Here is a 13,101-nt window from a genome sequence, read left to right as displayed (position 1 = left end):
CGACGAAGACGCAGACGACAGGGACGGCGACGGGAGCGCGGGTGCCGCGCGGGCCCGTCGCCGTTCACACGGCCGGCGCCGCCCTTCCCGCGGTGCCGGGGGACGGAGCTGGGAGCGCGCATGCCGGTCTGGGACGACCTGGTGGGTCAGGAGCGGGTCGCCGCGTCGCTTGCGGCAGCGGCACGCGACGCCGACAGGCTGGTCACGGCCGTGGAGCGGGGCGAGGAGCCGCCCGAGGCGTCGAAGATGACGCACGCCTGGCTGTTCACCGGGCCGCCGGGGGCGGGCAGGGACACGGCGGCGCGCGCGTTCGCGGCGGCGCTCCAGTGCCTCAGCCCGGACCGCGCGCTCGGCGGCGAGCCGGGCTGCGGGTTCTGCGACGGCTGCCACACGGCGCTGATCGGCACGCACGCCGACGTCGAGGTCGTCCGCACCGACCTGCTGTCCATCGGTGTGAAGGAGACGCGTGAACTGGTCAGGCGGGCCCAGCTGGCGCCCGCGGGCGGCCGCTGGCAGGTCATCGTCCTGGAGGACGCGGACCGGCTGACCGAGGGCGCGGGCAATGTGCTGCTGAAGGCCGTGGAGGAGCCGGCGCCGCGCACGGTGTGGCTGCTGTGCGCGCCGTCCGTGGAGGACGTGCTGCCGACGATCCGCTCCCGCTGCCGCCTCCTGGTGCTCGGTACGCCCTCGGCTGACGCCGTCGCGGACGTCCTGGTGCGGCGGGACGGCGTCGAGCCGGAGGCGGCGCGGGCCGCGGCGCGTGCCACCCAGGGCCACATCGACCGGGCGCGGCGGCTCGCCACGGACGAGCGTGCCAGGGCCCGCAGGAGCACGGTGCTGAAGCTGCCGCTGCGCGTGGACGACGTGGGCGCGTGCCTGCGGGCCGCGCAGGAGCTGGTCGACGCGGCGGGCGAGGACGCCAAACAGGCCGCGGAGGACACCGACGCGAGGGAGACTGAGGAGCTGCGGGCGGCGCTCGGCGCGGAGAGCGGCGGCCGGATGCCCCGGGGCACCGCGGGCGCCATGAAGGAGCTCGCCGACCGCCAGAAGCGCCGCTCGACCCGTACCCAGCGCGACAGCCTCGACCTGGCGCTCACCGACCTGACCGGCTTCTACCGCGACGTACTCGCGCTCCAGCTCGGCTCGCGCGTCCAGCTGGCCAACGAGGACGTGCGCGATGCCCTCGACCGCGTCGCGCGCGCCTCCACCGCCGAGCGCACCCTCCGCAGGATCGACGCGATCGGCGCCTGCCGCGAGGCCCTCGACCGCAACGTGGCCCCGCTGCTCGCCGTCGAGGCGATGACGATGGCCCTGCGGGGCGGGGGCTGAGACGGGCGGGGTGTGGGGGCGGGTGGCGCCGGAGGCACCCCGTACGGACGGCCCGGCGCCGGAGGCGGCGCACGTCCCGCACGGACGGCCCGGCGCCGGAGGCGGCGCACGTCCCGCACGGACCGCGCCCGGGCGGTGTGCTGCCGAGCCCCCGGCGCGGACGCCGCGGCGCCCTCACCCGTACGGGCGTCGCTGTGCCCTTCCGTACCGGCGGGGCGGTTAGGCTCCCCCGATGGACACCAGGCGCCTGCTCCGTACCTCCGCCGCCGTGTTCGCGGCGGCCGGACTCCTCCTCTCCGGTTGTAGCTCGTCCTCCTCGGGCTCCGACCCCAGCCGGGGGGCCGGCCCGGCGAACCGGGAGGCGCTGGCGCGGTACTACGACCAGAAGCTGGACTGGCACGCGTGCGGGACGTCCGGCTTCCAGTGCGCGACGATGAAGGCGCCCCTCGACTACGCGAAACCGGACGGCGCGCAGATCGGCCTCGCCGTCTCCAGGAAGAAGGCCACCGGCCCCGGCAAGCGCCTCGGCTCGCTCCTCGTGAACCCCGGGGGGCCCGGCGGCTCGGCCGTCGACTACCTCAGGAGCTACGCGGGGATCGGCTACCCGGCCCAGGTCAGGGCGCGCTACGACATGGTGGCCATGGACCCGAGGGGTGTCGCGCGCAGCCGGCCGGTCGACTGCCTGACGAACCGGCAGATGGACGCGTACACCGAGGTAGACCAGACACCGGACGACCCGAGGGAGGTGACGGCGCTCACCGACGCGTACAAGACGTTCGCCCACGGCTGCGAGACCCGCGCGGCGAAGCTGCTGCCGCACGTCTCCACGGTCGAGGCCGCCCGTGACATGGACATCTTCCGCCAGGTGCTCGGCGACAAGAAGCTGTCGTATGTGGGGGCGTCGTACGGCACGTTCCTCGGCGCGACCTACGCGGACCTGTACCCGAAGAACACCGGCAGGATCGTCCTCGACGGCGCGATGAACCCGGCCCTGTCCTCGCGGGACATCAACCTCCAGCAGACCGCGGGCTTCGAGACCGCCTTCGAGTCCTTCGCGAGGGACTGCGTCAAGCAGGCCCAGTGCCCCCTCGGCACGTCGTCGCCGCGGGCCGCGGAGAACCGTCTCAAGGCCTTCTTCGAGCAGCTCGACCGCAGGCCGCTGCCGACCGGCCAGAGCCGCAGGCTCACCGAGTCGCTCGGCACGACGGGCGTCATCGCCGCGATGTACGACAAGGGCTCCTGGCCCCAGCTCCGTCAGGCCCTGCGCAGCGGCCTCACCGGCGACGGCGCCATGCTGCTCGCGCTCTCCGACTCCTACTACGAGCGGTCCCAGAACGGCGACTACTCGAATCTGATGTACGCCAACGCCGCCGTGAACTGCCTTGACCTCCCGCCCGCCTTCACCAGCCCCCAGCAGGTCGAGGCCGCGCTGCCCGCCTTCGAGAAGGCGTCCCCCGTCTTCGGCGAAGGACTCGCCTGGGCCTCCCTGAACTGCGCCTACTGGCCCACCCGCGCCACCGGCTCCGCCCACCCCGCCAAGGCCGAGGGCGCGGCCCCCATCGTGGTCGTCGGCACCACCCGCGACCCGGCCACCCCCTACCGCTGGGCCCAGGCCCTCGCCTCCCAGCTCGACTCCGGCCGCCTCCTCACCTATGACGGCGACGGCCACACCGCCTACGGCCGCGGCAGCGCCTGCATCGACACGGCGATCAACACCTACCTCCTCGACGGCACACCCCCCAAAACCGGCAAGAAGTGCACCTGACCAGCCCGAACGCCCCCACCCCCGGGGCGTGCGGAGCACCCCGCGAAACTGTGTAGACTTGGCGTCGCCGCTGATCGCACCATGGTGCGACCGGCAGGCCGCCTTAGCTCAGTTGGCCAGAGCAACGCACTCGTAATGCGTAGGTCTCGGGTTCGAATCCCGAAGGCGGCTCAGAAAAGCCCCAGGTCATGTAGCTCGTGACCTGGGGTTCTTGTTTCTGCTCCCCGCTCGTGGCCTCCCGGGTCGTGGCCTTTCGGGTTCGGGTCGGGCGAGGCTTCGCGCCGTTGATGACCGCCCTGCCGGTGTGACCTGGCCGCGTGTCTGCACAGCCGTCGAGGCTCGCCTCGATCGGGACGTTCTGGGGGAGGGCGAGTGCTCCGGAAGTCTCATGGGGTCTGCACGACGCCGTCGAACAGGTTGTCCACGAGGGCGTCCGCGAAGGCCTCGTCCACGGGCTCGTCCGGGATGAGGAGGCGGTGGTAGACGGCTCCCCAGAGCTGGTCCACGAGCACCCGTACGTCGATGCCCGGCCGGATCTGTCCGGCCTCCTGCGCGCGGCGGAAGCGGTCGGTCGCGAGCTGCCGGCGTGCTGAGGAGTAGAGGCGGCGGTACTCGGCGGCGAGGTCGGGGTCGGTCTGGGAGCGGCCGATGAGTTCGGTGAGCAGCCGTCCGGCGGGCGTCGTCGTCATCAGTTCCACGAAGTGGCGCAGCTGGGTGGTGATGTCGGCGCGGAGGTCGTCCGTGTCGGGAAAGGCGAGCGTGTCCTCGACGGTGTGGAAGTAGCCGTCGAGGGCGAGGGAGCCCACGGAGGGCCACCACTTGTGGAGCGTGGTCCGGCTCACGCCCGATTCGCGGGCGACGCGGTCGAAGGTGAGGGCGGTGAGCCCGCCGCCGAGCAGCAGGGCGCCGGCGGCGCGCAGGACGTCGGCGCGTACCTCGTGCGCGGGCCTGCGCCCGCGGCCTCGGCGCTGGGGACCGGCGGCGGGGCCGGTCGGCGGGGTCGACACCGCGGGGCCTCCTTCGTTCGTGAGCGCGCTGGCGCCTGTGCGGGAAGTCTAGGCGGCGGGGTGCGCGCGGGCGGTGGTCAGCCGATGGTGAGGCGGGCGATGAGCCCGTCGCGCAGTGTGAAGCGCATCGGGCCTGTGCCGTTGTAGCCGTCGCCGGTCACGGTGAGCGTGACGACGTGCTCGTCGGGGCCCTCGCCCGGAGCGAGCGTGACGACGTCGAAGTGGCTGTGGACCCCGATGTTGTCGGTGCGGTCCCAGGCGCGGACGCCCTCGCGGCCGTGGAACTCGCGGCCCCAGTCGTTGAGGTACGCGTCCGGTGTGAAAGCGGCGGCGAACGCGTCGGAGTCGCCGGCGTGGGTCGTGTCCACGAAGGTGCGGATGAGGGCGGGCAGTTGAGGAGCGGTCATGGCGCGGAACTCCTTGTCCGGTGTTCGTCGGGGGAGGGCGGGCCGGGGTGCTCCGCCCTCGCGGTGTTCACCCCGTGACAGCGAGGAGGTCGTCGAGGCCGACGCGGGTGAGGAAGTCGCGCCGGATGCGGTCGGCGACGTCCGAGACCTCCCCGGAGCCGTCGTTCGCGGGGTCGATGTGGACCCGGTACGGGCGTTCGCCGCGCGGCAGGGCGACGATACGGGCGATCTCCGCGGAGACCAGGGAGGCGTCGGTGCCTTCGGGGGCGAGGGCGGCGAGCTTCTGCTCCACCTGGTCCATCAGCCCGGCGTAGTGCTCCTCGTAGGCCTCCTCCACCGGGTGGTCCGCGGGGCGGCCGGAGTGCGCGAAGTGGCTGGTGCCGCTGGTGAACGAGCCGGGGACCACGATGGAGGTCTCCACGCCCCAGCGGGCCAGCTCCCCGGCGTAGGAGACGGCGAGCGAGTCCATCCCGGCCTTCGCGGCGAAGTAGGGGGCGAGGTACGGCGGGGTGCCACCCTTCACGGAGGAGCTGGAGACCCATACGACGAGTCCGGAGCGCCGCGTGCGCATGCCGGGGAGCACGGCGCGGTTGACCCGCTGCGTCGAGAGCACGTTGACGTCGTACAGCTCGGCGAGCTGCTCGGGCGTGAAGGCCTCGGCCGGGCCGACGACCATGTGGCCCGCGTTGTGGACGAGGACGTCGATGCGGCCGTGCTCGGCGGTGATCTGCCCGATCGCCGCGTCGACGGACTCCTGTGAGGTGACGTCCAGTTCGATGGCGCGCAGATCCACTCCGTGCTCAGCGGCATAGTCGGCGGCGGACCGGACCTGCGGCGCGTTGCGCCCCGTGGTCTGGCGCATACCGGCGTAGACGGTGTCACCCGCGTCGGCGAGGGCGCGGGCGGTGAGGGCACCGAAGCCGCTTGAGGCGCCGGTGATGACGACGATGTCGCTCATGCTGTTCTCCCTTAAATGGTCGGCATGTTCATATAAGCATGAAGTGAACAGTCTGTCCATATGGGAGTGCGGGTCTGTGGCGAACCGGCAGGTCGGTTCGGGTTGCCTCGGTCCCCGACCGAGGTCGCTGGGAGCTGCTGGAGGGCTCCGGAAGTCGCTGGAGCCGCTCGAACCCGTCGCCGGGGGTGCGGCGGACTCGTCGGGGGGCGTGTGCCGTGAGCGCGTGGTGGGTCACCGACGCGGGGCCGGCGAGGGCGTGGCCGAGGCCACCGGCGAGCGGTTACGGATCCCGCCGGGGCGGCACCGCGCTCAGGACCAGCTCGATCGACTCCAGATCGCGGCTCAGGCGCGCGACGCGCTCCCGGAGGCGGGCCGCCTCCTCCGCCAGCTGCCCGACGACATCCTGCGGCAGGTCCGCCGGTCTGACCAGGCCGTTCGCGCTCCGTTCGAGGAGTGGCAGGAGCGGGCGGATGATGCGGGTGGGCAGCCCGGCGTCGAGCAGGCCGCGGATCTGCTGGACGCGCACGACCGCACAGTCCGGGTACTCCCGGTACCCGTGCCCGGTCCGCTCCGGGCGGAGCAGGCCCTGCTGCTCGTAGTAGCGCAGCAGCCTGGCCGGGACCCCGGTGGCTTCCGCCAGCTCACCGATCAGCACCGCGTCTCCCTCCGGCGGCCGGGCCGGGGGGCCCGGTTTGCCTTCACATCAGTGTCATACCAGGACCATCGTCGCGGGGCCCGGTCACGGGTCCCGCGCCGTTCGCCGGGGACGTCTCGTGGCGAGGTGCCGGCCGGCGGCGCGTGGCACCACGGAAGGACAGATCCCATGAAGGCCATCGCACTGTACGAGCTCGGCGGCCCCGAGGTGTTGGAGCCCGTCGAGCTGCCCGCGCCCCGGCCCGGGCGCGGCGAGGTGCGCGTCAGGGTCCGGGCGGCGGCGGTCAACGCCGCCGACACGGGCGTCCGCACCGGGATGTTCCTCGCCCCCGGGGAGGAGCCCGCATTCCCGCTGGTTCCCGGGATGGAGGCCGCCGGCGTGATCGACGAGGCGGGTCCGGGAGTGGCCGGCAGGCACGTCGGCGAAGCCGTCATGGCGCTCGTCGTGCCCAAGGGCCCGCACGGTGCGTACGCGGAGCAGGTCGTCATCTCCGAGGACGCCGTCGCGGCCGTACCGGCAGGGGCGGACTTCCCCGCTGCCGCCACCCTGCCGATGAACGGGCTCACCGCCCTCATGGCACTGGACCAGCTCGCCCTCACGCCCGGGCAGACCCTCGGCGTGACGGGGGCCGCCGGGGCGGTGGGCGGCTACCTCGTCCAGCTCGCCGTGGCCGCCGGCCTGCGTGTGGTCGCCGACGCCTCGGAAGCCGACACCGGGCTCGTGCGGGGACTGGGCGCCCACGTGGTCGTGGCGCGCGGCGCCGGAGTGGCGGAGGCGATGCGGCGGGCGACCGGCGGGGAAGGAGTGGACGGCCTCGCCGACTGTGCCGCCCAGAACGAACGGGCCGTCCCGGCCGTCAGGGACGGCGGCGCGATGGCCACCCTCCGCTACTGGGACGGGCGGCCCGGACGCGGCGTCATCCTGCACACGGTGATGGTCAGCGCGTACGGCGAGGTCGCGGCGGGACTCGACGCCCTGCGCGCGTACACGGAACGGGGGGTGCTCACGCCCCGGGTGGCCGAGACCCTGGCGCCTGAGGACGCGGGACTCGCCCACCGCAGGCTTGAGGCAGGAGGCGTACGGGGCCGGATGGTGCTCGTCTTCGAGGCGTGACGTCCGCGCGTAGACGCGCGGCGGGGCCGGGTCGGAGATCGTGGCGGCCCGGTCGTCTCCGCGCCGGCCCCCGCCGGGGGCAGCGGCAGCCGGCGCCGCTGCCCGCGCGTACGGGTGACAGCCGGCCGGCGCTGCCCGTCTTCCACGGGAGGTGCCGGCGCGGGGCGCCACTGATCGGCCGCGCAGAGGGTCAGTGAGCGCGGGCGGTGCCCGGTGCGCCGGGAACGGTCAGCTCTGACGGTCGCCGTCGGCCAGGGCCGCGTCACTTCCCCAGCTGGCGAGTATGCGCAACGCGTCCTCGGAGGACGATCCCCTCTTGGCGGTGTAAAGGAACAGGTGCTGGTCGGGCTCCCCAGGAACGGGAAAGGTCTCGTACTCGATGGAGAGCTCTCCGACCAGCGGATGCATCAGGTGCTTGGTGCCGAAGGAACACTCGTAGACCTTGTGCTGCGGCCACCATCGGCGAAACTCGTCACTCTTGACGGAGAGTTCTCCAATGAGCTCGTTCAATTCGCGGTCACTGGGGTGGTTGGTGGAATCACGCCGGAGGATGGCGGTCATATCGGCGGCGGCATCCCAGTCGAGGTAGAAAGCGCGCCCTTCGGGGACGAGGAACGCCCAGCGGGCGAGGCTTCGGGAGAGCCCCGTCTCCTCCGTGAAGTCGTGCAGCAACACGGTGGCCAGATCATTCATCGCCAGCACTTCCATGCCGACGCCGAGGACGAATGCCGCGGTGGTGTCCATCTGATCCATCATCTGACGCAGGACAGGCCGAACTCTCGTGGCCCGCTTCTGCGGAACCGCCCGCCCGGTCCCTGGAGAGAACAGAGTGAACAGGTAGTCGCGTTCGGTTTCGTTCAGCCGCAGTGCCTTGCAGAGTCCGTTGATGACGGCGTCCGAGGCGTGTTTGATGCGGCCTTGTTCCATGCGTGCGTAGTAGTCGGCGCTCATGCCGGCGAGGAACGCCACTTCGTCACGCCGCAGACCTGGGACGCGACGCGCAGTGGCTCCGCCGCTCCCGAGGCCGACGTCCTGCGGCGTCACCCGTGCGCGCGCCGATCGAAGAAAGTCCGCCAGGGGTGAAGTGCTCTCCATCCGTCCATTGTCGCGCAGGGGACGGCGGTGTGGGTGGGTCAGATTTTCCTAGGCAGAACCGGTCCTGTCCCGGCAGCGCCATGGGCCTTTTCCGGTGTCACCATGGGTGGTGCAGGCGGAAAGTAATTCCCGCCGAACACAGATCATATCCGGGAGATTTCATGTACCATATCGCCGTTTCCTGGGACGTCCAGCCGGAGCGCGTGGCCGACTTCGTCGCCGCCGCACTGAAGGACGGCCGTGAATCCGGTGAGGCCGAACCGGGCACCCTCCGCTTTGAGCTGATCGCGGACCCCGAGGACCCGAACCGCTTCTACCTGAACGAGGCGTACGCCGACGAGGCGGCCTTCAACGCTCACGCCGAGGGCCGCTACTTCAAGGAATTCTTCGCGGAAGTGGGCCCGTACTCGGAGATCAGCTGGCTTTTCAAGGGCACGACGGTCACGGCCTGAGCGGCCTCCCCAACGATCCCGGTACCGAGCACGGTCCCGGTACCGAGCACGGTCCCGGTACCGAGCACGGTCCCGATGACGGGCACGGTCCCGATGACGAGGAGGAAAGCCGCTCATGACCGAAACCCTGGTCCTGATCGCCGAGTTCCAGGCCGGGCCAGGCCAGGAGGACGCGCTCCGCGACGCGCTCGCCGCGATGATCGCGCCCTCCGAGGCCGAGGCCGGATGCCTCGGATACCGGCCCCTCATCGACCCGGCACGGCCGGGCGCGATGATCTGCCTGGAGGAGTGGCGCGACAACGCCGCTCTGGAGTCCCACTTCCAGACGCCCCACTTCAAGAACGTCGCCCGTGTCCTCGACGCGATCCTCGCCGCGCCGTTCACCCTGCGTCGGCTGACCGGGACGGCGGCGACCTGACGGCGTCCGCTGCTACCGGCCGGATCGTCCGCTGCGAGGGGCCGGATCAGGGAACCGGGGGCCGGTCGGGGGCGCGGACGGCCCGACGCGACAAGCGCACCGGTGACCGGCCACCGGCGAAGGGGCCACGAGGGGCGGCACCAGCCCCCGCGCGTCCCCCGAGCCCCGTACTGCCCGTACCGCCCGTACCGCCCGTACTGCTCGTACTGCTCGTACCGCTTGTACCGCTTGTACCGCTCGTACCGCCCGTAGATTCCGCACTGTTCGCACACATGGTGCCCGGGCATCGCATCGCTCGCCGACTTCGCCCCGGACGGCTTCCGGCTGACGAACCCCAGGTACACCGAGGAGAACTTCCGCGTCGGCCTCGACCTCGCCGACGAGGTCCAGGCCGGCGCGGCCGACGCCGGAGCCACCCCTGCCCAGGTGGCGCCCGCCTGGCTCCTGACCAGGTCCGAGCAGCTCGCCGTCATCCCGGGCACCAAGCGCGCCGAACGCGTCGAGGAGAACGGGGCCGCCGACCGGGTCGTATTCGACGACGACCGGCTCGCCAGGCTCGACGCCCTCGCGCCGGCAGCCGGCCGCCGGCCGCCGCTACGGCGAGGGCGATCTCTCCGGCATCAACCAGTAGGGCGCCGGTCCGGCAGGGAGGGGTGGGGTGTGGCTCAGCCGGGGCTCACGGGTTGGCTGCCGGACCCGTCAGGTGGGCGTTGACCGCGCGGGCGGCCGCGGCCAGGGCGGGGGTCTCCACCACCGTGATCCCCGCCTCCCTCAGGAGTTCGACGCCTACGCAGTTCTCCACGAAGGTGCCGGGTTCGCGCCAGGCGATGACCACGCGCCGGATGCCCGAGGCCAGGATGAGGCGGGCGCAGGGGCGGGGGCGTGACGCGCGGCGCGAGCAGGGTTCGAGTGTGCTGTAGAGGGTCGCGTCGCGCAGGGCGGGGTGGCCCGGGTCGAGCGCGGCCAGTGCGGCTTCCTCGGCGTGGACGTGTGGGTCGCCGCCCTGCCGGCTGTGGCCCCGGCTGAGTTCGCGGCCGTCGGCGGCCACGATGATCGCGCCCACCGAGTACGCGGCGTCGGACGGCGGGCACAGGCGTGACAGCTCGATCGCGCGGGTCAGCCACGCGATGTCCGTGTCTTCCCGGGTGCTCTCGGTCATCACGTACGCTCCTTCGGCGCGTAGCGGAGCAGGACGACGTCCCCGACGCGGGCGGTGCCGAGCAGCCGCATCCGCGAGGCGCGGTCGGCGCCAGGGTAGGGGGCCGGGGCGAGGAAGGCGGGTGCGCCCGCCTCGCCGACCAGGACGGGCGCGACCGCCAGGTGCAGTTCGTCTGCGAGGTCGCGGGACATGAACTGGGTGTGGACAAGACCGCCGCCCTCGACCATCAGCCGCCGCACGCCGCGGTCGCCGCACTCGTCGAGGACGCGGTCCCAGTCGAGCGACGGGCCTGTGCCGACCACGTCGGCGAGGCCGGCGAGCCTGCGGCTGAGCTGGTCGGCCACCGCGTCCACGGTGAAGACCAGCCGGTCCCCGCCCTCGTGCCACAGGTGCAGGGAGGGGTCGAGGTCTCCCGAGGCCGTGACGGTGATCCGCAGCGGGTGGGGCGGCAGGCCGCGGGCGACGCGGGCCGCCCGGCGGGCGGCGGAACGTATCAGGAGCCTGGGGTTGTCTCGGCGCAGCGTCCCCGCCCCCACCAGGATGGCGTCGGCGCCCGCCCGTACCTCGTCGACCCGGTCGAGGTCCTCGGGGCCCGAGAGGAGGAGCCGCCGCGGGCCTGTGCCGTCGAGGCGGCCGTCGAGGCTCACGGCCGCGGACAGCAGCACGTGGGGGCGCGCGGGCGCCGACGGTCCGTGGGGACCCGCGGGCGCCCGCCCGTCGCCGGGACCCGTCGGCGCGGGTCCGCAGGGGCGCGTGTTCATCGGCGCGGTGATCCGTTCTGGTGTGTCGTCCGTGTGGCCTGTCCGGCTGCCGGTGCCGGTACGGGTGCCGCCGCCGGTGCCGGGTCGGAGGGCGCGGTGCCGTTGAGGGGGGCCGCGGGGTGGGACGGCGGCGCGGGGGCCGGGCGGATGCGGCTGGGCGGGGAGAGGACCCGGCTGGCGGCCGGGACGTCGGTGACCACGAGGGCGTGGGCTCCGACGAGGCAGTCGGCGCCGACGTGGACCGGGCCGAGCACGGAGGCGTTCGCGCCGACCACGACCCGGTCGCCGAGCGTCGGGTGGCGCCGCTCGCCCGCCGGCCTGCCGCGGTCCCGCCACCACCCGACGGCGCCGATGGTGACCTGGTGGTAGAGCGTCACGTCGTCGCCGATCACGGCGTCCTCACCGATCACCACGGCGGCCCCGTGGTCGACGAAGAAGCGGCGTCCGAGCCGCGCCCCGGGGTGGATCTCGACGCCTCCCGACAGGGCCCTGCCGACCAGCGACACGATCCGGGCGGTGCAGCGGTGGCCCGCGCGGTAGAGCCGGTGGGCCAGGGGGTGCAGCCACAGCGCGGGCAGGTACGACGAGAGCAGGGCCTCGCGCTTGTCGTGCACGGCGGGGTCGCGCTCGACCACGACCGCCAGGTCCTCGTTCATCCTGCGCCAGGCGGACTTCAGGGCGCTCACCTGGCGCCTCCCGGATTTTGGACGGGTGCCGGGCTGTCCATCAGGCGTCCTCTGGGTCGTTCTGGTCCGCGGCGTAGACGACATGGGTGTGGGCCTCGACGAACGCCAGCCGCTCGCGCACCTCGCGCTGTGTCGAACCGGTCACGACATAGGTGGCGAGGCCGCCGCCCGCCATGTGCGCCGGCCTGAACCACTGGCCGGGCTCCACGGCGTGCCGCCGCTCGACGAGCCACTCCCGGGGCACCGCGTCGTCGTCGATGCGGGCCACCCTGCCGTGCCTGCCGTAGACGAGGAGGAGCCCGGCGGCGGCGCCGCGCTGCGGATAGGTGGTGGTCGGCGCCTCGCCGAGGGCCAGGCGCACCATCGCCTCGTGGATGCTGACGCCCGTGACGGACCTGACCATCGCGCCGATGCTGCTGCCGCCGGCCCGGCAGGCCACCTCGCTGAAGACCAGTCTGCCGTCGTCCGTCAGGAAGGCCTCCAGGTGCAGGACGCTGTCGGTGACCTTGAACGCCTCGACCACCTGCTCGGTGAAGCGAACGCATTTCTCGACGAGTCCGGGGTCGTCGAGGGTGACCGTGGAGAGGGGCCTGCCCTCGGTGAAGGCGAGCGTCGAGGTCAGGTAGCGGGACGGTACGACGGTGTGGAGCCTGCCCTGGCACACCGCCGCGTCGATGTGCACCATGGGCGCGTCGACGAACTGCTCGGCCTGGCTGTAGGTCAGGTCCACCGTCGGGTCGGCGTCGAGTTCCCGCAACCGCGCCTCGGTGGACACGATGTGCAGCCCCGCGGAGCCGTAGCCGGCGCGCGGTTTCAGCACGATCCTGCCGTGGGCGGCGAGCAGGGGCAGCGCCTCGGCCGCGGTGTCCACCTCGGCCCACTCGGCGACGGGCAGGCCGCCTCCGCGCGCGACGGCCTTCATGGCCGACTTGTCGCGGAAGGGGACCACGGAGTCGGCCGAGGGACCGGGGATCCCCAGCCGGTCACGCAACCGGGCGGCCGGCAGCAGGAGCCCTTCCGTGAAGGCCAGTACGTGGTCGATGCCGACCCTGCGGTGCACGGCCTCGGCGATGCCGTCCCGGAGCCCGTCGTCGCCGATGTCGAGGGTCATCACCTCGGCGCACTCCCCGGGCCTCGCCCGGTCCCCGAGTCCCGGGCGGGTGAGCAGGGTGACCCGGTAGCGCTCCGGGTCGAGCACGGGCCCGCCGTCCGGCATGCGGTACCAGTCGTAGCCGACCCGGTCGATGAACAGCACGTTCTCCCGTCGGGTGTGCAACGTGACCTCCAAGGGGTCTG

Annotated in this window: 13 protein-coding genes, 1 tRNA gene and 1 pseudogene; 7 read left to right on the top strand and 8 right to left on the bottom strand. The window is 72.9% G+C overall.

Annotated features, from left to right (window positions below; genetic code table 11):
- Nucleotides 1-120 precede the first annotated feature (120 nt).
- From ABEA77_RS25905 to ABEA77_RS25895, 3 genes are all read left to right on the top strand, one after another.
- Nucleotides 121-1,329, top strand: a complete 1,209-nt coding sequence (locus ABEA77_RS25905; protein ID WP_345652320.1) for a DNA polymerase III subunit delta' — start codon at nt 121-123, stop codon at nt 1,327-1,329.
- A 232-nt stretch (nt 1,330-1,561) separates the two neighbouring features.
- The gene (locus ABEA77_RS25900) at nt 1,562-3,094 is read left to right on the top strand and encodes an alpha/beta hydrolase (RefSeq protein WP_345652317.1); all 1,533 of its coding nucleotides are present in this window, start codon (nt 1,562-1,564) and stop codon (nt 3,092-3,094) included.
- A gap of 97 nt (nt 3,095-3,191) precedes the next feature.
- A tRNA-Thr gene (locus ABEA77_RS25895) sits at nt 3,192-3,265 on the top strand.
- A gap of 215 nt (nt 3,266-3,480) precedes the next feature.
- Here ABEA77_RS25895 and ABEA77_RS25890 read toward each other — a convergent pair.
- From ABEA77_RS25890 to ABEA77_RS25875, 4 genes are all read right to left on the bottom strand, one after another.
- Nucleotides 3,481-4,101 carry a TetR-like C-terminal domain-containing protein gene (locus ABEA77_RS25890; RefSeq protein ID WP_345652314.1) on the bottom strand — a complete coding sequence of 207 codons (621 nt, stop codon included), beginning with the start codon at nt 4,099-4,101 and terminating at the stop codon, nt 3,481-3,483.
- A gap of 77 nt (nt 4,102-4,178) precedes the next feature.
- Entirely contained in the window at nt 4,179-4,508 is a 330-nt protein-coding gene (locus ABEA77_RS25885; protein ID WP_345652311.1) for a nuclear transport factor 2 family protein, read from the bottom strand.
- 67 nt (nt 4,509-4,575) lie between these two features.
- On the bottom strand, nt 4,576-5,466 hold the full coding sequence (locus tag ABEA77_RS25880) for an SDR family oxidoreductase (RefSeq protein ID WP_345652308.1): 891 nt from the start codon (nt 5,464-5,466) through the stop codon (nt 4,576-4,578).
- 280 nt (nt 5,467-5,746) lie between these two features.
- Entirely contained in the window at nt 5,747-6,121 is a 375-nt protein-coding gene (locus ABEA77_RS25875) for a MerR family transcriptional regulator (RefSeq protein ID WP_345652305.1), read from the bottom strand.
- A gap of 168 nt (nt 6,122-6,289) precedes the next feature.
- Between ABEA77_RS25875 and ABEA77_RS25870 the strand changes: the two genes are divergently transcribed.
- Nucleotides 6,290-7,234, top strand: coding sequence for an NADP-dependent oxidoreductase (locus ABEA77_RS25870; protein ID WP_345652303.1), 945 nt, complete (start codon nt 6,290-6,292; stop codon nt 7,232-7,234).
- A gap of 228 nt (nt 7,235-7,462) precedes the next feature.
- Here ABEA77_RS25870 and ABEA77_RS25865 read toward each other — a convergent pair whose 3' ends face one another.
- Complete coding sequence (locus ABEA77_RS25865; RefSeq protein WP_345652302.1) at nt 7,463-8,329, bottom strand: helix-turn-helix transcriptional regulator; 867 nt, start codon at nt 8,327-8,329, stop codon at nt 7,463-7,465.
- Between the two features lie 161 nt (nt 8,330-8,490).
- Here ABEA77_RS25865 and ABEA77_RS25860 point away from each other — a divergent pair, with 161 nt between their 5' ends.
- From ABEA77_RS25860 to ABEA77_RS25850, 3 genes are all read left to right on the top strand, one after another.
- Nucleotides 8,491-8,781, top strand: a complete 291-nt coding sequence (locus tag ABEA77_RS25860) for a putative quinol monooxygenase (protein WP_345652301.1) — start codon at nt 8,491-8,493, stop codon at nt 8,779-8,781.
- A gap of 115 nt (nt 8,782-8,896) precedes the next feature.
- Nucleotides 8,897-9,199, top strand: coding sequence for a putative quinol monooxygenase (locus ABEA77_RS25855; protein WP_345652299.1), 303 nt, complete (start codon nt 8,897-8,899; stop codon nt 9,197-9,199).
- A gap of 252 nt (nt 9,200-9,451) precedes the next feature.
- Nucleotides 9,452-9,913 (top strand): aldo/keto reductase, encoded by a 462-nt coding sequence (locus tag ABEA77_RS25850; protein WP_345652354.1) that lies wholly within the window; start codon nt 9,452-9,454, stop codon nt 9,911-9,913.
- Here the strand turns inward: ABEA77_RS25850 and ABEA77_RS25845 are convergent.
- The 3 genes and pseudogenes from ABEA77_RS25845 to ABEA77_RS25835 form a co-directional block, all read right to left on the bottom strand.
- A pseudogene (locus ABEA77_RS25845) lies at nt 9,876-11,023 on the bottom strand (dihydrofolate reductase family protein). The gene ABEA77_RS25850 and the pseudogene ABEA77_RS25845 sit on opposite strands and share 38 nt — an antisense overlap.
- Nucleotides 11,024-11,115: 92 nt before the next feature.
- On the bottom strand, nt 11,116-11,805 hold the full coding sequence (epsC, locus tag ABEA77_RS25840) for a serine O-acetyltransferase EpsC (RefSeq protein ID WP_345652298.1): 690 nt from the start codon (nt 11,803-11,805) through the stop codon (nt 11,116-11,118).
- Between the two features lie 40 nt (nt 11,806-11,845).
- Nucleotides 11,846-13,081, bottom strand: coding sequence for an ATP-grasp domain-containing protein (locus ABEA77_RS25835; protein ID WP_345652296.1), 1,236 nt, complete (start codon nt 13,079-13,081; stop codon nt 11,846-11,848).
- Between the last annotated feature and the right edge of the window lie 20 nt (nt 13,082-13,101).

This window comes from Streptomyces tremellae, assembly GCF_039540215.1.
Classification (GTDB): domain Bacteria; phylum Actinomycetota; class Actinomycetes; order Streptomycetales; family Streptomycetaceae; genus Streptomyces; species Streptomyces tremellae.
Note: the sequence above shows the minus strand (reverse complement) of the source record. Positions and strands in the feature narration are given on the sequence as shown.

Excerpts from the sequence above, each read along its gene's own strand:
- ABEA77_RS25905 (WP_345652320.1), top strand. The coding sequence starts at position 121 with ATGCCGGTCTGGGACGACCTGGTGGGTCAGGAGCGGGTCGCCGCGTCG.
- ABEA77_RS25900 (WP_345652317.1), top strand. The coding sequence starts at position 1,562 with ATGGACACCAGGCGCCTGCTCCGTACCTCCGCCGCCGTGTTCGCGGCG.
- ABEA77_RS25885 (WP_345652311.1), bottom strand. The coding sequence starts at position 4,508 with ATGACCGCTCCTCAACTGCCCGCCCTCATCCGCACCTTCGTGGACACG.
- ABEA77_RS25880 (WP_345652308.1), bottom strand. The coding sequence starts at position 5,466 with ATGAGCGACATCGTCGTCATCACCGGCGCCTCAAGCGGCTTCGGTGCC.
- ABEA77_RS25870 (WP_345652303.1), top strand. The coding sequence starts at position 6,290 with ATGAAGGCCATCGCACTGTACGAGCTCGGCGGCCCCGAGGTGTTGGAG.
- ABEA77_RS25865 (WP_345652302.1), bottom strand. The coding sequence starts at position 8,329 with ATGGAGAGCACTTCACCCCTGGCGGACTTTCTTCGATCGGCGCGCGCA.
- ABEA77_RS25860 (WP_345652301.1), top strand. The coding sequence starts at position 8,491 with ATGTACCATATCGCCGTTTCCTGGGACGTCCAGCCGGAGCGCGTGGCC.
- ABEA77_RS25855 (WP_345652299.1), top strand. The coding sequence starts at position 8,897 with ATGACCGAAACCCTGGTCCTGATCGCCGAGTTCCAGGCCGGGCCAGGC.